This is a genomic window from Pseudomonas sp. BS3782 TE3695, from assembly GCF_050435305.1.
Classification (GTDB): Bacteria; Pseudomonadota; Gammaproteobacteria; order Pseudomonadales; family Pseudomonadaceae; genus Aquipseudomonas.
Map to the genome: position 1 here is coordinate 2,615,340 of NZ_JBNDKB010000001.1, position 26,154 is coordinate 2,641,493.

Here is a 26,154-nt window from a genome sequence, read left to right on the forward strand (position 1 = left end):
GTGCCACTCTCACGCACTTTGCCGGCGCTTCAGGCGCTCTGTTTCTTTCGCTCGACATCATGAAATTCCCCATGAAGTCGACCCGTATTCTTTCCGGAGAGTGGATGATTCGTCCCTCGGTTTTGTTACTGCTATGTTGTTCGTTGCTGCTGCCCATGCCGGCGGTTGCACGTCTGGCCGGGCCGTTGCAAGCCGTGCCCGCGGCCAAGGTCCGCGACCTGGCGGAGATCCGCAGCAGTCGCGTGTTGCGGGTGTTGGTCAACCAGAGCCGCAACAGCTCCGGTGAAGTCCAGGGCCAGGCCATCGGTGTCGAATATCACCGCCTGCGCGCTTTCGAACAATACCTCAATGGCCATGCCCGCGATGGCCAGGAAATCACCCTCAAGATTATTCCCAAAGCCAAGGATCAACTGCTCGGCGCGTTGCAGCGCGGGGAGGGTGATCTGGTTGCGCCAGGGGAATTGCTCGACCCGCAACCGGGCCTCGCCGTCAGTACCAGCCAGCCGGTTACCAGTAATGTGCCGTTGCTGCTGGTGGGGATCAAAGGCGAACGCCGTTACACCCGTCTCGAACAACTTTCGGGCAAAACCCTCGCGCTGCCCACCGGCAGCGTCGCCGGGGATGCGGTCAGTCAGATCAATCAGAAGCTCGCGCTGCACAAACTGCCGCCGGTGAAGATCGAATGGGTCGATCCCAGCCTGGCGGTCGAGGACGTGCTGGAAATGGTTCAGGGCGGGATTTTTCATCTGACGATTGTCGAGCAACCGATTGCCGAACGCTGGGGCAAGATCCTGCCCAAATTACGCTTCGATCGACAGGTCGTTATCAGCGAGCCAGGCGAGGAATACTGGTTCGTGCGCCGCGATGCTTCAATGCTGCGTTCGAGCATCGATCGCTTCCTGACGACTTACAAGAAACCGTCGGACCAGGATGCGGCGTTCCTGCGAATCTATCGGCGCCTGTACCAAGTGCACTATCCCTTGGCCAAGGCTGATCGGCAGCGCCTGGAAAAACTTCGACCAGTACTGCAAAAACATGCCGAAGCCCAGGATATGGATTGGCTGAACCTGGCAGCGCTGGCCTTCAAGGAGTCGGCGCTGCAACCCAACGCCAGAAGCGGCAGCGGCCCCACCGGCCTGATGCAAATCACCCCCTCCGCCGCCCAGCGGGTTGGCGTCAGCAACATTCAGAACCTGGACGCCAATGTGCAGGCCGGGGCCAAGTACCTGGCGATGATCCGCCGCAAATTTTTTGCCAGCCCAAAACTCAATGAGCGCGAGCGCATGGCGTTCGTGCTGGCGGCCTACAACATGGGACCGGAGCGGGTTCAAGGCATGCGCGCCGAAGCCCGGCGGCGTGGCTTGAACCCTAATCAATGGTTTTTCCAGGTCGAGCGCATCGCTATGGAGCAGGTGGGAATGGGGGCTGTCAGCTATGTTAATAGCGTGAACAAGTATTACTTGGCGTTCGATCGGGAGCGGGAGTCGTTGGAGCCCCAGGGGCAAAAAGTGGTCTCACGGAAATGATCGACTAAGCTGATTGTTATGGTGCGTTTTTTGCGCTTTTAACATGAGTTTTACTGATTAATATAGCGGCCAACCAACACACACTCACAATGGATGACACAGCATGAGCACTCTGATCAACAAGGTACTGTTCACTCGCGCGGGCTACGGTCTGACGATTCTGCGGATTTTCGTCGGCATCATCTTCGCGGCCCATGGCGCACAGAAACTCTTCGGGGCATTCGGCGGCTACGGCATTGCCGGCACTGCGCAGTACATGGAAAGCATTGGATTGGCGCCGGGCAATGTGATGGCGATTCTGGCCGGTGGTACCGAGTTCTTCGGCGGTCTGGCACTGATCATCGGTCTGCTGGTACGCCCGGCAGCGCTGGGGCTGACCTTCCTCGCGCTAGTGGCAATTTTCACGGTGCACATCAGTAACGGTCTGTTCATGGCCAACAACGGTTATGAATTCGCCCTGGCTTTGCTCGGTGGCAGCCTCGCGGTGCTGTTCGAAGGTGCAGGCAAGCTGTCGGTCGACCGCGCTATCACCAACTGACCGCCCTGATTCAACGAAAAGGCCTGCATTGTGCGACGCACTGTGCAGGCCTTTTTTGTTGCGCGTGATTCTTGACACTGTCCGGTCAGCTTCTCTAGGATGCTGCCCATGCGCCGATTTAAACAGCTACTTGCGGGGCGCCAGGTGACTCATTCAGTTGCCGATAGAAGCTTGAAACAGGCTTCGAAATACCGCTAAAGCGCTGGTTCGGTGTTGCCTCTCACCTGCCATGCAGACTTTTGAGGCAGAGACACGACACAATGAATGCATTAAGCCCCGTTATACGCCCCGCACCGATCACGGCACACCTCACCCAGCGCAATCCAAAAATCCTGCTTGGCGGTAAACATCAGCCGACGCTTTTGCGTTACCTCGATGGCTGGCCACGTCGTACCGGTGGGCCTGCTGCCTTCCTGATTCAGTTTGTCGACGACGGCGAGTCACTGGCACGGTTTGCCAACGACAGCTTCGATCTGGCGGTGATTCTGGCGCCCGGCATCGAGGACGCGCCGGAAGTGATCCGGCAGCTGACTCGCGTGGCTCGCCAAGGGCTCATTACCCGTCGCTGAGAGTCAGGGCGCTGTGGCTCATAAATAGTCGATCGCCACGATATACACGAGTTGTTCTCCGGTCGGTGTCTGGACCCGCACTTCGGCGTCCAGTGCCTTGCCGATCAAGGCGCGTGCCAACGGTGAGTCGATGCTGATCAGGCCTGATTTCAGATCCAGCTCATCCGGTGGCAGTGCGCTATCATCGGTGATCTGGGACTAGCACTTGCCCTAATGGCTGTGCATATCCAGTAAGGGCTTCTGAGGCGTTTCTCCTAGACAGCCTTCAGCCATATAGGAGACAGGATGTTCAGTCGTGTAAGGTTTTTTTCGTTCAAAATATGAATGCGTCAGTGCTGTGATCTGGCGTGTCATTGGGCAATGCAAACGCTACTGGACAGCCCTCATCAAAGCACTGCATGCCGCGCGTGATTTCTTGGCAGTGCCTAGCGGTACAAATGTCTTCGAACCTCTGCAAAGAGGTCGTAGGAGAGATCGCCAGAATCTGTGGTTTGGCAAACCCTGATTGACTAACTGATTGGGGCTACTTGTCGACCTAGCGCTATCGCGACAACCTGCCTGACATTGTCTATCGCTTGTTCGTACTCATTAGGAGCTACGACCTGATGGGGCAGATTCATGATCAGCATTCTAGATCACCTCTGAGCTATTTCTTCGACTTCGGTTCGGGTGCCTCAGGTCTGAATCAGCTGACCAGTGTTTTAACTCTATTGGTCGTATCTGACCTTTTATAGTTATTATTTTGTATTAATTGGTCAAATATGACCACTAATGTAAAAAATTACATATCTTGCTATTAATGCAACTGGTCAGAATAGATCCTTTGTTCGATATTATTGGTCATACTGGATCAGTTCTGACCAATAGTGTGTTCGGAGAAATCTATGTCGCTTATGCATTTTTTGTACAGCCCAGCGGAAATCGCACGGGAGCTGGGGAAGAATGCCGAATCGTTGCGCTTGTCCAAGAACCTTTCTCGCAGAACCTTGGCTGAGCAATCCGGAGTGTCTGAGTCCTCCATCAAGCGGTTCGAACACTCAGGCTCGATCACTCTTGAGTCCATGATTCTCCTGGCCACGGCGCTCGATGAGCTACCGCCGGTGATGAGTCTTTTCAAACCCTCGCATCCAGGCTCAATCGACGAGCTAAAAAATCTCAAGCGTAAACGAGGCACCAAATGAGCTCGCCTATCCCCAGGTTCAAGCCCACTGAATCGCTCACCGTCACTGCCAATGGCGTAATGGTTGGCGAATTGAGCCGTATCGAGGGGAAAGGCATCTACTTTGTGTACGACAAAGAATGGCTGGCCAAGGGGTTCGACCTTTCTCCCCTGACAATGACATTCGATGACAAGCCACAACTCGCTCGTGAAAGTCGTTTGTTCAAGGGCTTGCATGGCCCATTTGCAGATTCCTTGCCGGACGGTTGGGGGCTTCTGCTGATGGATAGATTCTTCGACGCGACCTTCGGAGCAGGCACCTCGCTGACGCTCAGTCCGCTGGATCGGCTGGCCTATATTGGTGATCGGGCTATGGGGATCTTTGAGTACCATCCCAAAGCAGAAAAGATCGCCGCCGAGTCAGTGAATCTTGCTCGCCTATTCGAGGCATCTGTCGAGGTACAACAAGGAGACACCCCAAGAGTGCTCAAGGGGTTACGTTTGGCGGGTGGCTCCCCCGGTGGTGCTCGCCCCAAAGCAATCGCCGCACTGTCACACGATCTTGAAACTGCGACTTCAGCTTTTGGCCAACTTCCACCTGGATACGCTCACTGGCTTGTGAAGTTCAGGGCTCTGAGTGAGCCTTTGGAGACTGGAGGGATCGAGCAAGCGTATGCGGTGATGGCCAGAATGGCCGGGGTGAATATGGCGCATACGGAACTGCTAGAGGTGCAGATGCGCCAGGGCGGATTTGAGCGGTTCTTCGCAGCCAAACGTTTCGATCGTGATGGCGATCGCAAGATTCATATGATTACCCTCTGCGCGTTGGTCTACGCAGACTTCCGGGCGCCGACGATGGATTACAGCCAGCTACTCAAGCTGACAAGCGCACTGACGAAAAGCGCTGCCGAGGTTGAGAAAATGGCAAGGCTCATGATCTTCAATGCGGTGTTCCACAACTATGACGATCACACCAAAAACTTTGCGTTTCTGTATCACGAACCTCAGGACAAAAGTGGGCAGGGGGGCTGGAGGCTGTCTCCAGCGTACGACCTTACTTTCTCCGATGGGATGGGTGAGCACTCCACTGCATTTTCAGGTCATGGTAAACCGACACGAAAGGTCATCAGAGACCTGTGCAAGGATTACAAATACCTCAAGCCTGATGAATACCTAGACCAAACCCTCGCGGCGCTTGATGACTGGGATCGTGTGCTCAGAGCACTGAAAGTCCCCAAGTCTGCGGGGGCAGCAATTCACCGGGTCCTTAGTGATTCAAGGATGCGCTTCGCTTGAGCGCGACCTGGGGCTCCAAGAGCCGATATAACCTTGCTGGAGATAAATCGTTAGTGAGAAATCCATCTTGAGTACGAACATCATCACAAAGGAAGGTCATGAGGCTCTGAAGCAGGAGCTCGACTACCTTTGGCGGGAAAAGCGTCCTGACACCACGCGCAAGGTCACTTGGGCGGCGTCGCTCGGCGACCGTAGCGAAAACGCGGATTACCAATACAACAAGAAGCTGCTCCGGGAAATCGACCGGCGTGTTCGGTATCTTCGCAAGCGCCTCGAAGATGTGCGGGTGGTTGCGTACTCGCCTGAGCAAGAAGGCAGGGTCTTTTTCGGGGCTTGGGTCGAGATCGAAAACGAGGCAGGTGAAATCAAGAAATTCCGGGTTGTGGGGTATGACGAAATCTACGGTCGCAACGATTACATTTCCATCGATTCGCCAATGGCGCGTGCGCTTTTGAAGAAAGAGGTCGGTGATGAGGCCATTGTGCAGACCCCGAGCGGAGAAGTGTTGTGGTGGATAAACGAGATCAGATACCCGAAATAGGGTGTACTTGGCGTTTTCCGAGCGATCGCCCTACGGGGAGGGCGATAACGGCTCGTGGTGACTTCTTGCGATTGAATACTCGATGAGTTTATCAACCCTCGCGCAAGACTGTCAGGGGGCTGGCGTTCAAGGCGCGGCGCGTACCGAACACACCGGCGCCGCCGATCAGCACGGCACCGATCAATGGCAACACCAACAGCCATGGATGCGGATGCCAGGGCAGGTCGAAGGCGTAACGGTAGAGCACCAGGCTCACCAATTCCGAACCCAATGCCGCCAACAACCCGCTGACCGCGCCGAGCAGGCCAAACTCGATCCGCCGGGCCCTGACCAGCAACTGTCGCTCGGCACCAAGCGCTCGCAACAATGCACCTTGGCGAATGCGTTCATCCAGCGTTGCCTGCAAACCGGAGAACAACACCGCCATGCCCGCCGCCAGCACAAACAACAGCACGTATTCCACCGCCAGGGTGACCTGGCCGAGAATGCTGCGCAGCTGCGCCAGCAACGCTTCGACTTGCAGAATGGTCACTGCCGGAAAGCTTCGGGACAGATCGACGATCTGCTGATCGTGACCGGGCGCCAGGTAGAAACTGGTCAGGTAGGTCGCCGGCAAGTCCTTCAGGGTGCCGGGCTGGAAGATCATGAAAAAGTTCGGCTGAAAGTTGTCCCAGTTGACTTCCCGCAGGCTGGTGACTTTCGCTTCCCGATTGACCCCGCCAACGGTGAATACCATGTGATCGCCGAGCTTGAGCTTGAGACTTTCGGCGACTTTACCTTCCACCGATACTCCCGGTATTTCATCCGACGGTTGCTTATCCCACCAGTTGCCGGCGGTGAGTTTGTTGCCCTCCGGCAGCTCGGCCGCCCAGGTCAGGCTCAGGTCGCGTTGAATGGCTCGATCACCGGCCGAATCCTTGCTGACGATGTCCTGCACCGGCTCGCCATTGACGCTGATCAGCCTTCCCGGCACCACCGGGTACAGCGGCGCCGATTGTGCCGACAACTCCATCAGTCGATCGGTAAAGGCCTGCTTGTCCGCTGGCAGAATGTTCAGGGCGAAGTAGTTCGGGGCATTTTTCGGTAACTGGTTTTGCCAGGTGTCGAGCAACTCGCCACGCAGCAAAGCGATCAGCGCCATGGACAGCAGAATCAGACCGAAGGCGAGGGCTTGACCGGCCGCCGCCAGTGGATGGCGCAGCAGTTGGCCCAAGCCGAGGCGCCATGGCAATTCGGCGCGCGCCAGCATCCGGCGCAGGCTTTTGAGTAGCAGCAACAGCAAGCCGCCCAGCACCAGTGCCGCAATCACACCGCCGCCGAGCAGGGCGAAAGTCAGCAACAGGTCCAGGCTCAAGCGCCACATGATCAGGCCGAGGGCGCCCAATGCCGCGCCATAAACTATCCAGCTGCTGGACGGAATCGGCAGCATGTCGCGACGCAACACGCGCAGTGGTGGCACCCGACCCAAAGCGGCCAATGGCGGCAGAGCGAAACCGGCCAGCGCCACCAGCCCGGTGCCGATCCCCGCGATGGCCGGCAGCAGGCCACCCGGTGGAACATCGGTCGGCAATAAATCATGCAGCAATGCAAACAGCCCGAGCTGCGCCAGCCAGCCGAGCAGGGCGCCGCTGAGGCTGGCGAGCAACCCGAGTACAGTCAGTTGCAGACTGAACAGCACCATGGTTTCCCGACGGGACAGGCCCAGGCAGCGCAGTAAGGCGCTGGCATCGAAGCGGCGGGTGGCGAAGCGTGTCGCCGACAACGCCACCGCCACGCCGGACAGCAACACCGCCACCAGACTGGCCATGTTCAAGTAGCGTTCAGCCTTGCCCAGGGCGCCGCCGATCTGCCGATTGCCATCGCGAGCATCCTGGATACGCTGGTTGGCCGCCAGGCCTGGTTTGATCAGCTGCCGATAGGTTTCCAGCGCTGAGGCGTTGCCGCGCCAGAGTTCGCGGTAACTGACCCGGCTGCCAGGTTGCACCACGCCGGTGGCCTCAAGGTCGCTGAAGTTGATCAGCACCCGTGGCGTCAGGCTGTAGAAATTGCCGGCGCGATCCGGTTCGTAGGTCAGTACTCGCGCCAGGGTCAGGGTTTTCATGCCGACGTCGATGCTGTCGCCAATCTTCAAGTCCAATGCCGTCAGCAGTCGCGCTTCGACCCAGGCTTCGCCGGGTTTCGGCCCGCCACCGGGTTCTTCCGGCGCGAAGGGCGCGGGGGCGCTTTTCAGTTCGCCGCGCAAAGGGTAGACGTCATCGGCGGCTTTGATGCTGGACAGCTGAATGCCATTGTCGGTGGCGATGACGCTGGAAAACTCCACGACTTGAGCATGTTCAAGGCCCAGCTCCGTGCCGCTTCTGATTTGTTCCGGTCGCGCCGGTGAGCTGCCGTCGAGCACCAGGTCGGCACCGAGAAACTCGGTGGCGCGCAACATCATGGCGCCGTTCAGGCGGGCGCCAAAGTAACCGATAGCGGTACTCGCCGCCACGGCCACCAGCAAGGCGAAGAACAAAACGCGCAACTCACCGGCACGGGCATCGCGCCATAATTGGCGCAGGGCGATACTGAACAGACGCAACAGCGGCAAGCGTGCCATCAAGGCTCCAGAGGGGCGACCAACAGGCCGGCTTCAAGGCGGATCAGGCGCCGGCAGCGATGTGCCAGGCGTTCATCGTGGGTCACCAGCACCAGGGTTGTGCCGCTTTCCTGGTTGAGTTCGAACAGCAAATCGCTGATGCGCTCGCCGGTGTGGCTGTCGAGGTTGCCGGTGGGCTCATCGGCGAACAGCACGTCGGGCTCGGCGGCGAAGGCCCGGGCAATCGCCACGCGCTGCTGCTCGCCACCGGAAAGCTGGCGCGGCGAGTGGGTCAGGCGTTGGCCCAGACCGACCCGTTGCAGCAGTTCGGTGGCGCGCTCGCGGGCGTCTTTGCGGCCATCGAGTTCCAGCGGCAGCATGACGTTTTCCAAAGCGTTGAGACTGTCGAGCAACTGGAATGATTGAAAAACAAACCCCACATGCTCGGCGCGGATGCGTGCGCGTTGGTCCTCATCGAGATTGCTCAGGCCTTGCCCGGCGAGGGTGACTTCGCCGCTGCTCGGCAGATCGAGGCCGGCGAGCAGACCCAGGAGAGTGGATTTGCCGGAACCGGAGGCGCCGACGATGGCCAGGCTATCGCCCTTGTTCAGTTCCAGGCTGAGTTCGTGCAGGATAGTCAGTTCACCTTCCGCGCTCGGAACCACTTTGCTGAGGTTCTTCGCGGTGAGAATGCTTGCGCCCATGGAGAATCCGATGCGTGTGTGGTTTTTGAGTGCTGGCCTGGCCTTGATGTGCATGGCCCAGAACGCAGCGGCGGGTACAGTCCTGATCGTTGGCGATAGTATCAGCGCCGGTTTCGGCCTGGATACCCGCTTGGGGTGGGTGTCGTTGCTCGAGCAACGGCTCAAGCGCGAAGGTTTCGACGATAAAGTGGTCAATGCATCCATCAGCGGCGACACCAGCGCCGGAGGCCGGGCGCGCCTGCCGGCGCTGCTTGCAGAGCATAAGCCTGAACTGGTTATCCTCGAGTTGGGAGGCAACGACGGGTTGCGGGGAATGCTGCCAACACAATTGCAACAAAATCTTGCGTCGATGATCGACAGCTCCCGCGCCAGTGGTGCCAAGGTGCTGCTGCTGGGCATGCAGTTGCCGCCCAATTACGGTCTGCGTTACACCCAGGCCTTTGCCGAGGTTTTCACCAAGGTGGCCGATGAGAAAAAGATCCCGCTGGTACCGTTTTTTCTCGACGGTGTGGGCGGTCATCCGGACCTGATGCAAGGCGACGGCCTGCACCCGACCGCGGCGGCTCAGGACAAGTTGCTGGAAAATGTCTGGCCGACACTGAAACCGCTGCTTTGACGCTTTTCTAGCGGCGGTGTTTCGGCTAAGGTGGCGCCCCCGATTTGGAGCCCCCGATGCCGCGTCCTGCCTGGTCCCTTTTTGCCTACCAACTGATCGAGCCTGACGAACAGCTGGATCTGTTCGCCTGCCAGGAAGTGCGGGTGCATCTGGTGACGCGTCAACTGGAGTTGGGCGGCTCGGTGGACCGAACCTTGTGCGGCAGCCTGTTGCCGGCGCAGCCGCGCTGGTCGAGCGTCGACCGCACCGTGTTCCAGGACCAGCGCCTGTGCTCGCTGTGCCGGGCCATTCTGGAATCGCAAAAGCGCGGCACCTCACCGATCTGGCCTGAGTTGCGGTTCGAGCTTTAGGGCCCTGTGGTGAGAGGGCTCCCTGTGTTGGGGGGCTTGCCTGTGGCGAGGGAGCTTGCTCCCGCTCGGCGGCGTAGCCGTCGTAAAGCCGGTAAGCGCGTTCTGACTGCAGTATCCCAATTTAGGCCTGCTTCGCAGTCCAGCGGGAGCAAGCTCCCTCGCCACAGGCAAGCCCCCCACAGGCAAGCCCCTCATCGCAGATCCCCCAACCACAGGTCTTTACGTCTCCCCGAAATAACGGGCGGCGGTGTACAATCCTGTTTTTATACCCTTGTCGATCATGCGAAGGATTTTCCGGATGTTGCCGCGCTTTCCCGCCGTCACCCGCTGCCTGTCTCTTGCCGCCCTCTGTGTCGCGGGCCCGGTAGCAGCATTGGAGCTACCCCTGCCACCTCCCGGTGAAGACATCATCGGCCAGGTGCAAGTGATCAAGGCCAAGTACGAAGACACCTTCGCCGACCTTGGCACCACTTACGATCTGGGCTACTCGGAAATGGTCGCGGCCAACCCTGGGGTCGATCCATGGCTGCCGGGCGCCGGGACCGAAATCGTCTTGCCGACGCGTTTCATCCTGCCGCCGGGCCCCCGTGAAGGCATCGTCATCAACCTGGCTGAATACCGTCTCTACTATTTCCCGAAAGGCCGGGACGTGGTGTACACCTTCCCGTTGGGTATCGGCCGTGAAGGCTGGGGCTCGCCGATTGCCCACACCAGCATCATCGCCAAGACGCCGAACCCGACCTGGACGCCTCCAGCCTCGATCAAGGCAGAGCACGCCGCTGATGGCGATCCACTGCCGAACGTGGTGCCGGCCGGCCCAGACAACCCGCTGGGGCCGTTCAAATTCACGCTTGGCACTCCGGGCTACCTGATCCACGGTTCGAACAAGAAATTCGGTATCGGCATGCGCACCAGCCACGGTTGCTTCCGCATGTTCAACAACAACGTGCTGGAAATGGCCAGCATGGTGCCGGTCGGGACATCGGTGCGGATCATCAACGATCCATACAAGTTCGGCCTCAGCGCCGGCAAGGTTTATCTGGAAGCGCACACGCCGCTGGACGATTCGGGCAACCCTTCGGTGGTCGACAAGCACACTGCGGTGATCAATGCGATGCTCAAGCGTGAGGACATCACCAACAACTTGCGCATGAACTGGGATGTGGTGCGTGACGTAGTTGCCGCTGAAGATGGCCTGCCGGTAGAGATCGCCGTGCCGAATGCGTCGGAATCGATGGTCACGAGTGCGCCGATCGACCTGCAGCAGTAACGCTTTCGCTTTAAAGCAACCCGCCGACGCAGGCCGCGTCGGCGGGTTTTTTATGGCCTGCACAAACATCAGGCAATAAAAAAGCCGACCCAAAAAATGGGTCGGCTTGATAACAATCCCGAGGGACTATTACTTGCGGCTAGCTTTTTCCAGCATGCGCAGAGCACGCTCGTTAGCTTCGTCAGCAGTCTGTTGTGCTTTTTGAGCAGCAGCCAGAGCTTCATCAGCTTTACGGTAAGCTTCGTCTGCACGAGCCTGGGAGCGAGCTGCTGCGTCTTCAGTAGCAGTCAGACGTGCTTCGGTTTCTTTCGATACGCTGCTGCAACCGGTAGCCAGAACTGCGGCCAGAGCCAGAGCAGAGAATTTCAGAACGTTGTTCATCGTGTTCCCCTTCAAGGACTTTCTATTAAGTAGCTGCCTCCTCAGAGTGAGGAAATAGCCGGCGTACATACTACCCATTACTTGTAGTAAGTAAACTGACGTAGAGCAAGAAGCAAAAAAAATTGTAGGCGTTGATTCTTTTTCGAGCAACTTTTAACTGCATTGTATAAAAAATATCCAGCTGCGAGGCCCGAACTGAGCGAGCCGCCAAAGAAAAGTTCCCCGGCTCGCGGCTGTTTTTCAGTCTCGACTAAAGTCTGTCTAGATGGAATCGTCCACACTTTTGTTCGAATTTTGCGCAATGGCTCTCATATCTTTATCCATGTTGAGGTGACTTAAACAAAGGGCGCTCGTCTTAAGTCTCAATATCCGGCAATGTTCAGGCTCGACTCGGGAAGATTCCGGTCGGGCCGCCCCTGCATTACCCAAACAACATCCGCCTGCCAGCATGACGAGCGTCCCTTGAGCATTTCTGCCCAATGGTGCCTACTATTTGATACGTGCTCGGTTGCGCGAGATTGGTGTTGCTCTCTCGGTGTCCATTCAGGCACAGGGTGGCGTAGATGTTCCTTCGCCGGAAAAACATCGGTAAGGTAGGGGTCAGAATCAAAGACCCGCGAGGAGTAGTGATGAGCGAGGCGTTGTCCATCCACCATGACCAGGCTGGTCATCAGTTCGAGACCACTGTGGACGGTTATCGTGCCTACCTGACCTATATGGATCTGGGGAAACAGACCCTGGATATTTATCGTACCTTTGTGCCCAATGCGTTGCGTGGTCGCGGCATCGCGGCGGCGTTGACCGAGCAGGCACTGCAATACGCCGAGGAAATGGGCTACACGGTCATTCCATCGTGTTCCTACGTGGAGCGCTACATGGAGCGTCATCAGCGGCATGCCGCCAAGCTGTGAACAAAGCGAACGCATAAAAAAACGCCAGGTTTAAGCCTGGCGTTTTTTTATGCGTGAAACGGCGATCAGGTGCGATCGCGTTTCGGCAGCACATCCTTGAGCTTGGCGTGCATGCTGCGCAAGGTGCTTTCGGTGGCGGTCCAGTCGATGCAGGCATCGGTGATCGACACGCCGTATTGCAGGTCGGCGAGGTCTTTGGGGATCGCCTGGCAGCCCCAGTTCAGGTGACTTTCGACCATCAGGCCGATGATCGACTGGTTGCCTTCGAGGATCTGGTTGGCGACGTTCTCCATCACCAGCGGTTGCAGGGCCGGGTCCTTGTTGGAGTTGGCGTGGCTGCAATCGACCATGATGTTCGGCTTGATCTTCGCCTTGTTCAGCGCTTGCTCGCAGAGCGCGACGCTGACCGAATCGTAGTTCGGTTTGCCATTACCGCCGCGCAACACCACGTGACCGTAGGCGTTGCCCTTGGTGGTGACGATCGACACGCCACCTTCCTGGTTGATGCCCAGGAAGCGGTGTGGGCTGGAGACCGATTGCAAGGCGTTGATGGCCACGGTCAGGCCGCCATCGGTGCCGTTCTTGAAGCCGACAGCCGAGGACAGGCCGGAAGCCATTTCACGGTGGGTCTGGGATTCGGTGGTGCGTGCACCGATCGCCGACCAGCTGATCAGGTCCTGCAAGTATTGCGGGGAGATCGGGTCGAGGGCTTCGGTCGCGGTCGGCAGGCCCATTTCGGCCAGGTCCAGCAGCAACTGACGACCAATGTGCAAGCCATCCTGAATCTTGAAGGAGTCGTCCAGGTACGGGTCGTTGATCAGGCCTTTCCAGCCGACGGTGGTGCGTGGCTTCTCGAAATACACGCGCATGACCAGATACAAGGTATCGGACACTTCGGCCGCGAGCACTTTCAGGCGCTCGGCATATTCGTGGGCAGCCTTGATGTCATGGATCGAGCACGGCCCGATCACGACGAACAGACGGTGGTCGGTGCCATCAAGAATGTTGCGAATGACTTCGCGGCCCTTGGTGACGGTGCGCAGGGCAGCGTCGCTCAGAGGAATATCACGCTTGAGCTGATCGGGAGTGATCAGGGTCTCGTTGGAGGCGACGTTAAGGTCGTTGATCGGTAAATCAGCCATCGTTTACTCGTCAGGTCACAGGTGCCGGCCGCCAGCGAACCCGCGCGGCGGAGCACAGCAAATTAAGCGCGTCGGGGAGCCGAACCTTAGCGCGTTACACCGTGGCTCGACAATGGGCAGACAGCGGTTTAATCCAGCATTACTTATGCAAATGCCTTGCGAACCGTGTCGTGGGAGAACTCGTTGGCGTGCAGTTGGACCCATTCGAGGGCCAGGGTCTGGTTATTCAGCTGTTCGCTTTGGGGTTCGTGCTGACGGCAGTAACGTTCGATCTGGCAAACCTGCTCGCCCATCCGCGCGCTGAACAGGGTCTGTTCATCGACAAAGGCGATGCCTACCAGATAGCTGCGTTTTCGTCGCAGACACCACGCCACATAGCCCAAGTAACAGATCGTGGTGCTCAGGGTGGGCATGCGCACTTGAAGTGCGGTGCCCCTTCGCCATCCGCGGTGGTAATTGCAAGCCATGCCGCCGAGGCTGATAGTGTGCAGCTGTTGCCGCGAAATGCACTCATGTTTGAGCAACGTTAATTCGACGGGTACATCGTCAGGATGAGGAAGATAACGTCCCATGAACACGGACTCCCTGTGTCGGCCATCTGACATCGTTTCTCCCAGTATAGTGGTCGAATCGGAACTGACCGATTTCGACGCCGACCAACGGCTATTGGCGATGAACGGCATTTCTCTGGTGATCTTTACCAGCGTCGGCTGCGCGAGTTGCCGTTTTGCCCGTGAGCAATTGCCCAAGTTCGATCTGGCGGTCGATCGACTGTGCTGGATCGATGCCGGGAACAATGGCGGCGTGGTCGAGCGTTATCGGGTCTTTCATTTGCCGGCGCTGTTTGTAGTGCGCGACGGTGAATTCTTTGGGGCGCTACAGTCGCGTTTGACCCGCATAGCGGTCAACGAAGCCGTGGGGCAGGCGTTGAGTCGACCAGCAGAGGAGTTGCCATGACAGAGACAGCAATCAAGCCGACCATCGGCATTATCGGAACCGGCGCGATCGGTGGTTTCTACGGGCTGATGCTCGCGCGTGCGGGCTTCGATGTGCATTTCCTGTTGCGCAGTGAGTTTCCAGCGGTGTCTGAGCGCGGCTTGCATCTTGATCATGCGTCGTTGGGGCCGCTGGTGCTGAACCCGGTTCAGGCTTATTCGTCGGCTGCCGACATGCCGCCGTGTGAGTGGTTACTGGTAGGCGCCAAGACCACCAGTAACGCGGACCTGGCCCCCGCCATTATTCAAGCGGCGGCGCCCGGCGCCAAAGTGCTGTTGCTACAAAATGGCCTGGACGTTGAAGACCGTCTGCGCGAGTTGCTCCCCGACTCGCTGCACCTGCTGGGCGGGCTTTGTCTGATTTGCGTCCATCGCGCCGGCCGAGGGGTCATTACCCATCAGGCGCTCGGTGTGGTGAACGTCGGCTACCACAGTGGCCCCGCCGCCGATGAACAGGCGCGCATGCACATTGTCGAGGAGGGCGCCGGGCTGTTCCGCGCTTCCGGCATCGACGCCCAGGCCATGCCGAACCTGCATCAGGCGCGTTGGCAGAAACTGGTCTGGAATATCCCCTACAACGGCCTGTCGGTTCTGCTCGGCGCCAGCACCACGCCGTTAATGGCGGATGTCGACAGTCGCGCGCTGATTCAGGCCTTAATGGCCGAAGTGGTTCAAGGGGCCAAGGCCTGTGGCCACGACATGCCGCCGGGTTACGCCGATTATCTGTTCATGATGACCGAGAAAATGCCAGATTACTGGCCGAGCATGTACCACGACTTTCTGCACAAGCGACCGCTGGAACTGGATGCCATCTACACTCGTCCACTGGCAGCGGCGAAGGCGGCGGGATGTGAATTACCGCGCATCGAGGCGTTGTATCGCAGCTTGAGTTTTATCGACCGACGTAATCACTGAGTCGGCCAAAAGGAGAGGGAAATGGCCAATGGCATAGACGACAAACTGGTGTTGGCGATTTCTTCGCGAGCGCTGTTCGATTTGAGCGAGAGCCACAAAGTGTATCTGTCGAGCGGCGTCGAGGCCTATCGGCAATATCAGATCGAACACGAAGACGAAATTCTCGAGCCTGGCGACGCGTTTCCGTTAGTCGAAAAACTCCTGAACCTGAACGCCAGTCTCGGCCGTGCCCGGGTCGAGGTGATCCTGGTGTCGCGCAACAGCGCCGACACCGGCCTGCGGGTTTTCAATTCGATTCATCATTATGGCCTGGCGATTTCGCGTGCGGCATTTGTCGGCGGGCGCAGTCCTTATCCGTATCTGAAGGCCTTTGGTTGCGACCTGTTTCTTTCGACTCATTCCGACGATGTGCGCAGTGCGCTGGATGCCGGTTTCGCCGCAGCGACTATTCTGTCGGGCGGTGCCAGTCGCGCTGCCAGCGATGAATTGCGCATCGCGTTCGACGGTGATGCAGTGCTGTTTTCCGATGAGTCGGAGCGGGTCTATCAATCGGGAGGCCTTGCTGCGTTTCAGGCCAGCGAGCGTGAGGCCGCCCGCGAGCCTTTGCGCGGGGGGCCGTTCAAAGGTTTCCTCGCGGCGCTCAACCTGTTGCAGCGCGAGTTCCCCGACGATGCCTGTCCGATTCGCACCGCCTTGGTGACCGCGCGTTCGGCGCCGGCCCATGAACGGGTGATCCGCACCTTGCGCGAATGGGACATCCGCCTGGACGAGTCGCTGTTCCTTGGAGGGCTGACCAAATCAGCCTTTCTCGAAGCCTTTGCAGCCGACGTATTTTTCGATGACCAGGCCGGCCATTGCGAGCTGGCTCGCGAAGTGGTTGCTACCGGTCACGTGCCGCATGGCATCAGTAACGAGCCGTCGATTTAAAGCGCTGCGGTTCAAAGCATTGCACCGAACGTCGCACTCGCCACGGCACTGCTAAGCTGAATCAATCTCCGCCATGTTGGCATTAAAGGAGGTCCCTATGATTCATTCGATGCTGTATGCCACCGACCTCGGTCTGTACGCACCTTTTGTGATGCAGCATGCGTTGGCACTGGCTCGAACATTCAACGCCGATTTGTATGTAGTGCATGCGGTTGAGCCGATGGGTTTGTTCGCCGAATCGGTGCTTCAGAGTTACCTCGATGAGCAGGCCTTGAACGAGTTTCACAGTCAGGGCCTGAATACGGTGATTGCCAATATCGAGCAGCGGGTGCTCGACAGCTTTCGCGAAGAGCTGGGGGATGACGGGGAGCAGGACCTGGAACGGATTCGGGCAGTGCGGGTGCTGCAGGGCGATCCGTCGCAGGTGATTCTCGACCAGGCGCAGAAACTCTCCGTCGATTTGCTGATCGTAGGGAGTCACAGTCATGGCGCCGGCGCGGAAACGCCATTGGGTCGAACCGCTGCGCGCGTGTTGCAACTGTCTCGAGTACCGGTCTATTTGGTGCCGCTGATGGAGCGTCGCCGCAAAGGGGATCGCTAGGACACGAATAATGGCGTTTTGATAAAAAAGTTCTAGATTTATTAATCAAACCATTAATATAGTTATATATCGTCGCTGATGCCCGTGGCGTCTACCTGCTTTGAGGGATTCATATGAAGCTCCAACAATTGCGCTACATCTGGGAAGTGGCGCACCACGACCTCAACGTTTCAGCTACAGCCCAAAGCCTCTACACCTCGCAACCGGGCATCAGCAAACAGATCCGCCTGCTGGAAGACGAATTGGGGGTCGAGGTTTTCGCCCGCAGCGGCAAGCACCTGACCCGGGTTACCCCGGCCGGCGAGCGCATCATCACCACCGCCGGAGAAATCCTGCGCAAAGTCGAAAGCATCAAGCAGATCGCCCAGGAATTCTCCAACGAGAAAAAAGGTACCCTGTCGATCGCCACCACGCACACCCAGGCGCGTTATGCGTTGCCACCGGTGATCAGCAATTTCATCAAGCAATACCCGGACGTTGCCCTGCACATGCACCAGGGTTCGCCGATGCAGATCGCCGAGATGGCCGCTGACGGCACCGTCGATTTCGCCATCGCCACCGAAGCGCTGGAATTGTTCGGCGATCTGGTGATGATGCCGTGCTACCGCTGGAACCGCTGCGTGGTCGTGCCTCAGGGCCACCCGCTGACCAAGCTGTCCAAGCTGACCCTCGAAGCGTTGGCCGAATACCCGATCGTGACGTACGTGTTCGGTTTCACCGGTCGTTCGAAACTTGACGAAGCTTTCAGCCATCGCGGCCTGACACCCAAAGTGGTGTTCACCGCCGCCGACGCCGACGTGATCAAGACTTATGTTCGTCTGGGCCTGGGCGTGGGCATCGTGGCAAAAATGGCGGTCGACACCAAACTCGATAGCGACCTGGTGGTGCTCGATGCCAGCGAGTTGTTCGAATCCAGCATTACCAAAATCGGTTTCCGTCGCGGCACTTTCCTGCGTGGTTTCATGTGCGACTTCATCGAGAAATTCGCGCCGCACCTGACTCGCGAAGTCATGGCCAAGGCCATTCAGTGCCACAACAAACAGGAACTCGAAGAGTTGTTCGACGGCGTTGAACTGCCGGTGCATTAATCGCTAGATCACCTCGGTGACAGAAAACTGTTGCCGAGCACCCGCCACCAGAATCTCCACTTCATCCCCTTCGAACTTGCCCAGCAGGCTTTTGCCCAGCGGCGAGCGAGGGGTGATGACGGTAATCAGTTGCCCCACCAGATCGATCTTCAGCCCGGCCCCGTCGGGGGCCAGGAACAGCCATTGTTCGCGACCCTTTTCGTCTTCCAGGCCGAGCAGGGCTCCGACTTCGATACCGCGTTGATCGTCATAAGGCCGTAAAGTCAGGTTCTGGCAAAGGGTCAATGACTGCCTGATTTCTTCCACTCGTCTGGCCTGGCCGGCCGCCAGGTAAGACGCCTCCAGGCCCAGCGTGTCGTACTTGTTTTCGGCTATGTTTTCTTCGTGGGTCGCAGTTTCGTAGGCGGTTTGCGCGGCGCGTTCGGCGATGTCGAGATCGATTCGCAGCTTGTCGATAATCAGTTGGTGGACGGTCGGCTTGTGCATGGAGAGCTTCTTGATCAGTCGCAGAATTGCAGGACGTTGGCGCGGCTTTTTTCGCTCGGCGCCGTTTGATTCTGCTGCAGCCAGAACTGGCATTTTGGATTGGACAGGTTGTGTTTGCTGCTTCGGGCCTGTTCCACCATTTGCTGTTGTTCATTCCTGCGCAGATGGTCCTCGTACTGTTCGAACATTGGGTTCTGCGAGGCGGGTTGCTCAGCCACCGGTGGCTTGGCCCATTGCTCCACCGCCTGGGCCAAGGGCGCCAATTGCTCGTTGAACAACAAGCGCCAGACGAGCCAGCAAGTCAGCGCTATCGCGATAAATCCCAGCCACAAACCGAGGGCAATACTGCCGGTCAGTTGCAACGCACTGAACTGGATCGGCAAGGGACGTCGCGGGTTGGGACGGTAGGGCATGACTGCCTCCTGGCGGGTAGTCGCGGGCAAGTGGCGATTGTCGCATGAAGATTAATCGCCGTCGGCTCTTCTGCACGGAGTAATTTATGCGGACAATCGGCGCCTTTGCCAACGAGAGCCTGGAATGCCTGAAATGCCTCAAGTGAAAAACCGCTGGCGCTGGGATATTTTTTGCACCGTGGTCGACAACTTCGGCGACATCGGTGTGACCTGGCGCCTGGCCCGACAACTGGTGGCCGAACATTCAATGGCGGTGCGTTTATGGGTCGATGATTTGCGCGCCTTCGAGCGTTTGTGTCCGGACATCGACATCAACGCTGCGCAGCAGTGGCAGCAGGGCGTCGAGGTGCGACAGTGGTCGGCGGACTGGCAGCCCACCGAAGCCGCCGATGTCGTCATCGCCGCCTTCGCCTGCCAGTTGCCGAGTGCCTATATGGAGGCCATGGCCGCACGGGAAAAACCGCCGCTGTGGATGAACCTCGATTACTTGAGTGCCGAAGACTGGGTCGTCGGCTGCCACGGCTTGCCGTCGGTGAAATACAACAACGTGCAGAAGTTCTTTTTCTTCCCGGGCTTTCGCAAAGGCACTGGTGGCTTGTTGCGTGAAAGCGGATTGCTCGAGCGACGCCGGCAGTTTCAACAAAGCCTGCAAGCGCAGCGAGAATTCCTGCAAGGCCTGGGAATCGACCGCGCGCCGAATGCCCAACTGATCTCGCTGTTTGCCTACGAAAATGCCGGGCTGGCCAGTTGGCTCGACACGATGGCGGCCGACTCGACGCCGACTCATTTGCTGGTGCCCGAAGGGCGGATTCTCGCAGACGTCGAACGTTGGCTTAAGGTGGATGGGCTGAAGACCGGGACGGTGCATGTGCGCGGCGCCTTGACCGTGCAAGTGCTGCCGTTCGTCCGACAGGATCAATATGACCTGCTGCTGTGGAGCTGCGATTTCAACGCCGTGCGCGGTGAAGACTCCTTCGTCCGCGCTCAATGGGCTGGTCGTCCGCTGCTCTGGCACATCTATCGGCAGGACGAAGACATCCACCTGGATAAGCTCGACGCCTTCCTGACCTTGTACACCCAAGGCCTGTCCGAGCCTGCCCGCGAGGCGATCAGCGGTCTATGGCGGGCATGGAACGCAGGTGAGACAATGGCCGATCACTGGAAATCAACCCGCAAACACTGGCCTGAACTGGAAAAACATGCCGAGACATGGTGTCTGGAACAAGCCTTGCAGGCAGATCTTGCCGCAGCGCTGGTACAGTTTTACCTAAATTGGATATGATACGCGGCCTAGATTTTTGTAAATCCCATCCAAATTCGGATATTCGCAATGAAAACTGGTAAAGAACTGAAACCCGGTACCGTGATCCGTCTCGAAAACGATCCTTGGCTGGTTCAGAAAGCTGAATTCACCAAGTCGGGTCGTAACAGCGCGATCATGAAGACCAAGCTGAAAAACCTGCTGACCGGTTACAAGACCGAGATCGTTTACAGCGCCGACGACAAGCTGGACGACGTAATCCTCGACCGCAAAGAAGCGACCCTGTCCTTCATCAGCGGCGACACCTACACGTTCATGGACACCACTGACTACACCATGTACGAGCTGAACGCTGAAGACATCGAAGCCGTTCTGCCTTTCGTTGAAGAAGGCATGACCGATGTTTGCGAAGCGATCTTCTTCGAAGAGCGTCTGGTTTCCGTAGAACTGCCGACCACTATCGTGCGTCAGGTTGACTACACCGAAGGTTCCGCTCGCGGTGACACTTCCGGCAAGGTGATGAAGCCTGCCAAACTGAAGAACGGTACCGAGCTGTCGGTTGCTGACTTCATCGAAATCGGCGACATGATCGAGATCGATACCCGCGAAGGCGGTTCCTACAAAGGCCGTGCCAAATAAGCACAGCTTGAGGAATGAAAAAGCCCGACCATTGAGTCGGGCTTTTTTGTGGCCGAAGATCAAGATCAAAAGATTGCAGCCTCGTTTCACTCGACAGCTCCTACATGGGTTTTGTATTCCCCCTGTAGGAGCTGTCGAGTGAAACGAGGCTGCGATTTTTTTGCTTTATTTCAGGTGTTGCTTGAGCTCTTCAGACGCCTGCAACATCGCCGAACGCACCGCGGGCACCTGACTCACTACGTTGAGCAAACCGTAGTCGTGGATCATGCCGTTGTAGCGCACTGCTGTGACCGGCACACCCGCCTCGTCGAGTTTGCGGGCGTAGGCTTCACCTTCATCGCGCAGGACATCGGCGCTGGCCGTCTGCACCAGTGCAGGTGGCAAGCCCTTGAGTTGCGCGGTGGTTGCCCGCAGCGGTGAAGCGTAGATCTCGTTCCGTTGTTTGGCATCGGTGGTGTAGTTGTCCCAGAACCACTTCATCATGTTTTTGGTGAGGAAGTGCCCCTCGGCGAACTGGTTGTAAGACGCCGTTTCGAAGCTGGCGTCAGTCACCGGCCACAACAACACCTGATACCTGATCGCCGGCGTACCTTTGTCTTTGGCCATCAGCGCAACCACGGCTGCCATGTTGCCACCGACGCTGTTGCCGGCCACGGCCAGACGTTTGCCGTCGACGTTGATGTCTTTACCGTGCTCGGCCACCCACTTCGTCGCGGCATACGCTTGATTGATCGCCACCGGGTAATGCGCCTCCGGCGAAGGGGTGTAATTGACGAACACTGCTGCCGCGCCCGAACCTGTTACCAGGTCCCGAACCAGCCGTTCGTGGGTCGGGAAATCCCCCAGCACCCAACCACCGCCATGGAAGAACATGAACACTGGCAACTCGCCTTTGACCCCGGCCGGCCGAACGATGGTCAGGCTGATCGGTTGGCCGTCGACCTGGATGGTCTTCTCGCTGACATCGGCTTTGGGCAGCGTCAGTTTCACTCCGGCCTGCGCGCCCACCAACACTGCGCGGGCATCGGCAGGCGTGAGCTGTTCAATCGGTTTGCCGCTGCCGGCATTCAGTACATCGAGGAACGCTTGAGTGTTGTGTTCAACCCCATTGCCTGCGAATGCACTGTTGATGGACAGGGCGAGAAGGGTACCGGTCAAGACGTTGCTGAAAGTGTTCATGTTCATTTCCTGTCAGGCCTTGGAGTCAGCAGTTAGACGGTAACGTGCAGGCGCACATCGACGTTGCCACGGGTGGCGTTGGAGTACGGGCAAACCTGGTGGGCAGCTTCGACCAGGCTTTGTGCGTCAGCCTGTTCAAGGCCCGGCAAGCTGATGTGCAGATCGATGTCCAGACCGAAGCCGCCAGGGATCTGGCCGATGCCGACATGGGCGGTGATCGATGCGTCGTCCGGGATTTTGCGTTTGGTCTGGTTGGCGACGAATTTCAGCGCGCCGATGAAGCAGGCGGAGTAGCCGGCTGCGAACAGTTGTTCAGGGTTGGTTGCCGCACCGCCAGCACCACCGAGTTCTTTCGGTGTAGCGAGTTTGACGTCGAGGACGTTGTCGCTAGAGATCGCACGACCGTCACGGCCGCCAGTGGAGGTTGCGATTGCGGTGTAGAGAGTTTGCATGGTGTGAGCCTCGTTCAGGTTTGATATTTTGCGCTAAATGTTTGCGCGCTAAGTAAGTGCGAAGTGAATGTAGCTCGCAAATATTTAGTGCGCAAGATAAATTTTCGAAAAATTTGATCCTGAATGAAAGCATGCGGTTAAAAGTATTGAGCTAGAGCTGTCGAGACGGAGTTTTTGGTGGGGAGTTTTTCGAGAGAGGCAGGCGAAGCTGGAAAGGACACCACAAAACCAATGTGTAAGCGGGCTTGCTCGCGAAGGCGGACTGTCAGTCAACACTGATGCTGAATGACAAACCGCTTTCGCGAGCAAGCCCGCTCCCACAGGGGAGCTGGGGTGTTTTGGAGGTCAGAGGCTGTCTTGCAGATGACTACGCAGCGCTTGAAGATCCGCTTGCAGCTTCTTCAGCTGCTCCAGCGTTTGTCCGCTGGCGCCGAGGATGCACTGGGGAATGCCCCGCGCCTTGTCGCGCAGTGCACGGCCTTGCTCGGTCAGTTCGACGATCACTACTCGCTCGTCTTCACGGCTGCGGGTGCGGCTCAGCAGGCCTTCGGCCTCCAGGCGCTTGAGCAGCGGGGTGAGGGAACCGGGATCGGTCAGCAGTCGGGTGCTGATTTCGCCGACCGTCAGCCCATCCTTTTCCCACAACACCATCATTGCCAGGTACTGCGGATAGGTCAGGCCCAGCGCTTGCAGCAGTGGCTTGTAGACCTTGGTCATCAGCAGCGAGGTGGAATGCAGGGCGAAGCAGACCTGATTGTCCAGCAGCAGGTCGTCGCAGTTGTCCGGGTTGTTGCGCTCGGTGTTCATTTCAAAGCCTTGATCAGTGATCGTCATAAATCTAGCGGGCGAATCTTTAATGCGCCAGATAATTCTGGACTAGTGGCGGTCCAGATTGGTTTGCAGCGCCAGATCCCACGGCGGAATGGGGCTGAAACGGGTCTTCAGGTATTCCAGCAACAAGCGGCTGCGCGAGCTGGGTTGTTGCTCCAGGCGTAACGCATAAATGCCGGTGCTTTCCGGTTTTGGCAGACCGTTTTCGCAAAACAGCGGCAGCAGTTCGCCGCGTAATAAATATTCGCTGGCCAGCCAGGTCGGCAAATGCGCGATGCCCAACCCGGCCAATGCACCGCAGACCAGTGCCTCGGCATTGTTGGCGCTCATGCGGATTCGCGCTGGCCGGTGCAAGTGCATCTGCCCGTCTCGCTCAAAACGCCAGGCGAAGGGCGGCGCCAGGCCCTCCCAGTCGAGGCCATCATGGTCGCCCAGCTGCGCAGGATCAGTCGGCACGCCGCGGCGTTGCAGGTAATCGGGGCTGGCGCAGGCGATACGCACCATGCTCGCCAGTGGCGTCGCCACCAATCGAGTGTCGGCCATTTGCCCGGCTCGCAGCACCAGATCGACCTTGCCCAGGTTCGAGCCCTGCATGTCGACAAAGCTGTCGATCAGGTGCAATTGCACGTCGAGACCAGGATAAAGCGTCAGGAAATCGGCAATCACCGGTGCCAGGTGGCGTCGTCCAAACGCTGCTGGCGCATCCACCCGAATCAAGCCTTCCGGCGCACTGCTAAGAGACACCGCTTCCGCCCGGGCCAGGCGCAGTTCAGCGACGATCCGCCGCGCACGTTCAGCAAAAGCCAGACCGGCCGGGGTAGCACGCACGGCATGGGTGCTGCGAATGAACAACTGGCTGCCAACGGCGCTTTCGAGGCTGTCGATGCGTCGCGCCACGGCCGAAGGCGTCAAGGGATGGCGTCGGGACGCGGCGGAAAAACTGCCGCTTTCCAGCACATCGAGAAACAGGCCAAGTTGTTCGGTCAATTGATTGGGGTTCATGGTTCGTTGGCGCTTGTGCAAAATTGGCACAGCCATTGTGCGTTGCTGTGCGTTTCCCCGCCAGAGCCGACTGCGTAGGATGAACAGCCTCACAAAAGGAAAAACGCCTGTGATTGAGTTCATGCTGTATCTGGTTTTTGGCGCGGCCTTGGGAACGCTCGGCGGCCTGTTCGGCATTGGTGGCGGATTGGTCGCGATCCCGCTGCTGGGCGTGTGGTTCGGTCTCGATCAGCAGATCGCCCAAGGCACGGCGCTGGTGATGGTGGTGCCGAACGTGATGCTGGCGCTGTGGCGCTATCACCAGCGCAATCGCATCGAATTGCAGCATGCGCTGCCACTGGCCTTGATGGGGTTCTGTTTTGCCTGGATAGGTTCGATCTGGGCGGTGGGTATCGATGCACAAACCATGCGCTTGGGCTTCGTCGCCTTCCTGATCGCGCTGTCGGCCTACAACCTGATGCGAATGTTCACCACCAACGCACCGGCCTCTTCGCAGATGCGCTATTCCTGGCCGTGGCTGGGCGTGCTCGGCGCGGCTTCCGGGACGATGGGCGGACTGTTCGGAGTGGGCGGAGCAGTGGTGGCGACGCCGGTATTGACCAGCCTGTTCGGCACCACCCAAGTGGTTGCCCAGGGGTTGGCGCTGGCGCTGGCATTGCCAAGTACGGGCGTCACCCTGGCGACTTATGCGGTGCACCATCAGGTGGACTGGGTGATTGGCGTGCCATTGGCGGTCGGTGGATTGATGAGCATCAGTTGGGGCGTGAGAATTGCCCACGCATTACCGGAGCGGCTCCTGCGCGGACTGTTCTGTGGTTTTCTGGTGGTTTGTGCGGTAACGCTCGCCTTTAAAGTTTGAAACCTTCGACGATGTGCTCGGCCAGGCATTCGGTGATCGGCGAAGGGTTGTTCAGGTTGCGGATCAGCATGATGCTGGCTTCCGGCAACAGCGGCAGGTCTTCGTTGGCGCCGAGGATGCGCATGTCCGGTGTGATCAGGCTTTCCAACTGCGCGGTGATCGCCAGACCCGCGCTGACCACGGCCATCAATGCCGACAGGCTGGAGCTGTTGTAGGCAATGCGGTAGTCGCGGCCCATGGCGTCCAGGGCATTGCATGCCCAGAGGCGGCAGAAACAATCACTGTTGAACATCGCCAGCGGCAACGGTGTTTGCTCATGGGCGCTGTAGCATTGAGCTTCGGCCCAGACAAACCGCTCCTTGCGCAGCAGTTGGCCGATTTCGTTCCCAGGCTCGCGGGTGACGATGGACAGGTCCAGGTCCTGACGCTGCAACAGTTGCCGGGTCGATTCGCAGTGAACCTCGATCTGGATCAGCGGGTAGAACTGCGCGAAGCGCGACAGGATGCCCGGCAGAAAGCGCATGACGTAATCGTCGGGTGTGCCGATGCGCACCGTGCCGACCATGTGCGGCTCACGCAGGGTATTGAAGACTTCGCTGTGAAGTTTGAGGATGCGCCGCGCATAGCCCAGCAACACCTGACCTTCGGCGGTCAGCTTGACCTGGCGCCCATCGCGTTCGAACAGCTGGCGTTGCAGCACATCTTCTTCGAGGCGTTTCATCTGCATGCTCACCGCCGATTGAGTGCGGTTGACCATTTCACCGGCGCGGGTAAAACCACCCTGATCGGCAATCGCGACGAAGGTGCGCAGTACATCGGTGTCGATACTGGGGTAGGCGGACATTCATCAATCTCCGAGATGTATGCCATCAGAAACATTCGTTGGATTGATCTTATCGCTGGCGCGAGACTTGAGCCATCCCTAAAG

At 58.3% G+C, this 26,154-nt stretch carries 30 protein-coding genes and 1 pseudogene; 18 read left to right on the top strand and 13 right to left on the bottom strand.

Annotated features, from left to right (window positions below; translation table 11 throughout):
- Window positions 1-104 precede the first annotated feature (104 nt).
- The 3 genes from ABH909_RS12045 to ABH909_RS12055 all read left to right on the top strand — a co-directional run bounded on the left by ABH909_RS12045 (window position 105) and on the right by ABH909_RS12055 (window position 2,633).
- Window positions 105-1,526 (top strand): transglycosylase SLT domain-containing protein, encoded by a 1,422-nt coding sequence (locus tag ABH909_RS12045; protein WP_429439853.1) that lies wholly within the window; start codon window positions 105-107, stop codon window positions 1,524-1,526.
- Between the two features lie 103 nt (window positions 1,527-1,629).
- Window positions 1,630-2,064: a DoxX family protein gene (locus ABH909_RS12050; protein WP_429433338.1), complete on the top strand. Its 435-nt coding sequence runs from the start codon at window positions 1,630-1,632 to the stop codon at window positions 2,062-2,064.
- A gap of 260 nt (window positions 2,065-2,324) precedes the next feature.
- Window positions 2,325-2,633, top strand: a complete 309-nt coding sequence (locus tag ABH909_RS12055; RefSeq protein ID WP_095634714.1) for a hypothetical protein — start codon at window positions 2,325-2,327, stop codon at window positions 2,631-2,633.
- Between the two features lie 18 nt (window positions 2,634-2,651).
- Here ABH909_RS12055 and ABH909_RS12060 read toward each other — a convergent pair.
- Window positions 2,652-2,801 (bottom strand): annotated as a pseudogene (locus ABH909_RS12060) (GreA/GreB family elongation factor); the annotation flags it as partial.
- Between the two features lie 716 nt (window positions 2,802-3,517).
- On the opposite strand from ABH909_RS12060, the gene ABH909_RS12065 reads away from it, so the two are divergent.
- From ABH909_RS12065 to greB, 3 genes are all read left to right on the top strand, one after another.
- The gene (locus tag ABH909_RS12065) at window positions 3,518-3,814 is read left to right on the top strand and encodes a helix-turn-helix domain-containing protein (protein ID WP_429433340.1); all 297 of its coding nucleotides are present in this window, start codon (window positions 3,518-3,520) and stop codon (window positions 3,812-3,814) included.
- Window positions 3,811-5,088 (top strand): type II toxin-antitoxin system HipA family toxin, encoded by a 1,278-nt coding sequence (locus ABH909_RS12070; RefSeq protein WP_429433342.1) that lies wholly within the window; start codon window positions 3,811-3,813, stop codon window positions 5,086-5,088. The genes ABH909_RS12065 and ABH909_RS12070 overlap by 4 nt, the downstream gene beginning before the upstream one ends.
- A gap of 67 nt (window positions 5,089-5,155) precedes the next feature.
- Window positions 5,156-5,629 (top strand): transcription elongation factor GreB, encoded by a 474-nt coding sequence (greB, locus tag ABH909_RS12075; protein ID WP_429433344.1) that lies wholly within the window; start codon window positions 5,156-5,158, stop codon window positions 5,627-5,629.
- A 91-nt stretch (window positions 5,630-5,720) separates the two neighbouring features.
- Here greB and ABH909_RS12080 read toward each other — a convergent pair whose 3' ends face one another.
- Window positions 5,721-8,225 (bottom strand): ABC transporter permease, encoded by a 2,505-nt coding sequence (locus ABH909_RS12080; protein WP_429433346.1) that lies wholly within the window; start codon window positions 8,223-8,225, stop codon window positions 5,721-5,723.
- Window positions 8,225-8,908 (bottom strand): ABC transporter ATP-binding protein, encoded by a 684-nt coding sequence (locus ABH909_RS12085; protein ID WP_007899869.1) that lies wholly within the window; start codon window positions 8,906-8,908, stop codon window positions 8,225-8,227. Before ABH909_RS12085 ends, ABH909_RS12080 begins: the two co-directional genes overlap by 1 nt.
- A gap of 10 nt (window positions 8,909-8,918) precedes the next feature.
- Here ABH909_RS12085 and ABH909_RS12090 point away from each other — a divergent pair, with 10 nt between their 5' ends.
- The 3 genes from ABH909_RS12090 (at window position 8,919) to ABH909_RS12100 (ending at window position 11,144) form a co-directional block, all read left to right on the top strand.
- A complete protein-coding gene (locus ABH909_RS12090) occupies window positions 8,919-9,524 on the top strand; it encodes an arylesterase (protein ID WP_429433348.1) in 606 nt (201 codons plus the stop codon).
- A gap of 56 nt (window positions 9,525-9,580) precedes the next feature.
- The gene (locus ABH909_RS12095; protein WP_008075246.1) at window positions 9,581-9,874 is read left to right on the top strand and encodes a hypothetical protein; all 294 of its coding nucleotides are present in this window, start codon (window positions 9,581-9,583) and stop codon (window positions 9,872-9,874) included.
- Window positions 9,875-10,172: 298 nt separating this feature from the next.
- The gene (locus ABH909_RS12100; protein ID WP_429433350.1) at window positions 10,173-11,144 is read left to right on the top strand and encodes a L,D-transpeptidase family protein; all 972 of its coding nucleotides are present in this window, start codon (window positions 10,173-10,175) and stop codon (window positions 11,142-11,144) included.
- A gap of 129 nt (window positions 11,145-11,273) precedes the next feature.
- On the opposite strand, the gene oprI is transcribed toward ABH909_RS12100, so the two are convergent.
- Window positions 11,274-11,525, bottom strand: coding sequence for an outer membrane lipoprotei OprI (gene oprI / locus ABH909_RS12105; RefSeq protein ID WP_003172710.1), 252 nt, complete (start codon window positions 11,523-11,525; stop codon window positions 11,274-11,276).
- 629 nt (window positions 11,526-12,154) lie between these two features.
- On the opposite strand from oprI, the gene ABH909_RS12110 reads away from it, so the two are divergent.
- On the top strand, window positions 12,155-12,436 hold the full coding sequence (locus ABH909_RS12110) for a GNAT family N-acetyltransferase (protein ID WP_030132333.1): 282 nt from the start codon (window positions 12,155-12,157) through the stop codon (window positions 12,434-12,436).
- A gap of 65 nt (window positions 12,437-12,501) precedes the next feature.
- On the opposite strand, the gene ABH909_RS12115 is transcribed toward ABH909_RS12110, so the two are convergent.
- Both ABH909_RS12115 and ABH909_RS12120 read right to left on the bottom strand, forming a co-directional pair.
- Window positions 12,502-13,578 carry a 3-deoxy-7-phosphoheptulonate synthase gene (locus ABH909_RS12115; RefSeq protein ID WP_429433353.1) on the bottom strand — a complete coding sequence of 359 codons (1,077 nt, stop codon included), beginning with the start codon at window positions 13,576-13,578 and terminating at the stop codon, window positions 12,502-12,504.
- 143 nt (window positions 13,579-13,721) lie between these two features.
- On the bottom strand, window positions 13,722-14,150 hold the full coding sequence (locus ABH909_RS12120) for a PilZ domain-containing protein (RefSeq protein ID WP_310659895.1): 429 nt from the start codon (window positions 14,148-14,150) through the stop codon (window positions 13,722-13,724).
- Between ABH909_RS12120 and ABH909_RS12125 the strand changes: the two genes are divergently transcribed.
- From ABH909_RS12125 to cysB, 5 genes are all read left to right on the top strand, one after another.
- On the top strand, window positions 14,149-14,535 hold the full coding sequence (locus ABH909_RS12125; protein ID WP_429433355.1) for a thioredoxin family protein: 387 nt from the start codon (window positions 14,149-14,151) through the stop codon (window positions 14,533-14,535). The genes ABH909_RS12120 and ABH909_RS12125 overlap by 2 nt on opposite strands.
- The gene (locus ABH909_RS12130; RefSeq protein ID WP_429433357.1) at window positions 14,532-15,488 is read left to right on the top strand and encodes a putative 2-dehydropantoate 2-reductase; all 957 of its coding nucleotides are present in this window, start codon (window positions 14,532-14,534) and stop codon (window positions 15,486-15,488) included. The genes ABH909_RS12125 and ABH909_RS12130 overlap by 4 nt, the downstream gene beginning before the upstream one ends.
- A gap of 21 nt (window positions 15,489-15,509) precedes the next feature.
- Window positions 15,510-16,415 (top strand): 5'-nucleotidase, encoded by a 906-nt coding sequence (locus ABH909_RS12135; protein WP_008075703.1) that lies wholly within the window; start codon window positions 15,510-15,512, stop codon window positions 16,413-16,415.
- 97 nt (window positions 16,416-16,512) lie between these two features.
- A complete protein-coding gene (locus ABH909_RS12140; protein ID WP_429433359.1) occupies window positions 16,513-17,016 on the top strand; it encodes a universal stress protein in 504 nt (167 codons plus the stop codon).
- Window positions 17,017-17,129: 113 nt separating this feature from the next.
- A complete protein-coding gene (gene cysB / locus ABH909_RS12145; protein ID WP_007899921.1) occupies window positions 17,130-18,104 on the top strand; it encodes an HTH-type transcriptional regulator CysB in 975 nt (324 codons plus the stop codon).
- A gap of 3 nt (window positions 18,105-18,107) precedes the next feature.
- Here the strand turns inward: cysB and ABH909_RS12150 are convergent, their stop codons facing one another.
- Both ABH909_RS12150 and ABH909_RS12155 read right to left on the bottom strand, forming a co-directional pair.
- Window positions 18,108-18,590 carry a GreA/GreB family elongation factor gene (locus ABH909_RS12150; protein WP_429378634.1) on the bottom strand — a complete coding sequence of 161 codons (483 nt, stop codon included), beginning with the start codon at window positions 18,588-18,590 and terminating at the stop codon, window positions 18,108-18,110.
- 14 nt (window positions 18,591-18,604) lie between these two features.
- Window positions 18,605-19,003: a hypothetical protein gene (locus tag ABH909_RS12155; RefSeq protein ID WP_429433361.1), complete on the bottom strand. Its 399-nt coding sequence runs from the start codon at window positions 19,001-19,003 to the stop codon at window positions 18,605-18,607.
- Window positions 19,004-19,127: 124 nt separating this feature from the next.
- Between ABH909_RS12155 and earP the strand changes: the two genes are divergently transcribed.
- A complete protein-coding gene (gene earP, locus ABH909_RS12160; RefSeq protein ID WP_429433363.1) occupies window positions 19,128-20,285 on the top strand; it encodes an elongation factor P maturation arginine rhamnosyltransferase EarP in 1,158 nt (385 codons plus the stop codon).
- Window positions 20,286-20,333: 48 nt separating this feature from the next.
- Window positions 20,334-20,903 carry an elongation factor P gene (locus ABH909_RS12165; RefSeq protein WP_007943632.1) on the top strand — a complete coding sequence of 190 codons (570 nt, stop codon included), beginning with the start codon at window positions 20,334-20,336 and terminating at the stop codon, window positions 20,901-20,903.
- Between the two features lie 165 nt (window positions 20,904-21,068).
- Here ABH909_RS12165 and ABH909_RS12170 read toward each other — a convergent pair whose 3' ends face one another.
- From ABH909_RS12170 to ABH909_RS12185, 4 genes are all read right to left on the bottom strand, one after another.
- Window positions 21,069-22,082, bottom strand: a complete 1,014-nt coding sequence (locus ABH909_RS12170) for an alpha/beta hydrolase (protein WP_429433366.1) — start codon at window positions 22,080-22,082, stop codon at window positions 21,069-21,071.
- Between the two features lie 32 nt (window positions 22,083-22,114).
- On the bottom strand, window positions 22,115-22,534 hold the full coding sequence (locus tag ABH909_RS12175; protein ID WP_429433368.1) for an organic hydroperoxide resistance protein: 420 nt from the start codon (window positions 22,532-22,534) through the stop codon (window positions 22,115-22,117).
- A gap of 345 nt (window positions 22,535-22,879) precedes the next feature.
- Window positions 22,880-23,341, bottom strand: a complete 462-nt coding sequence (locus tag ABH909_RS12180; protein ID WP_007899914.1) for a MarR family winged helix-turn-helix transcriptional regulator — start codon at window positions 23,339-23,341, stop codon at window positions 22,880-22,882.
- Window positions 23,342-23,410: 69 nt separating this feature from the next.
- On the bottom strand, window positions 23,411-24,367 hold the full coding sequence (locus ABH909_RS12185) for a LysR family transcriptional regulator (protein WP_429439855.1): 957 nt from the start codon (window positions 24,365-24,367) through the stop codon (window positions 23,411-23,413).
- A 109-nt stretch (window positions 24,368-24,476) separates the two neighbouring features.
- Here ABH909_RS12185 and ABH909_RS12190 point away from each other — a divergent pair, with 109 nt between their 5' ends.
- Window positions 24,477-25,226 carry a sulfite exporter TauE/SafE family protein gene (locus ABH909_RS12190; protein WP_429433370.1) on the top strand — a complete coding sequence of 250 codons (750 nt, stop codon included), beginning with the start codon at window positions 24,477-24,479 and terminating at the stop codon, window positions 25,224-25,226.
- On the opposite strand, the gene ABH909_RS12195 is transcribed toward ABH909_RS12190, so the two are convergent.
- Window positions 25,216-26,070 (bottom strand): LysR substrate-binding domain-containing protein, encoded by an 855-nt coding sequence (locus tag ABH909_RS12195; RefSeq protein ID WP_123501243.1) that lies wholly within the window; start codon window positions 26,068-26,070, stop codon window positions 25,216-25,218. The genes ABH909_RS12190 and ABH909_RS12195 overlap by 11 nt on opposite strands.
- Window positions 26,071-26,154 lie beyond the last annotated feature (84 nt).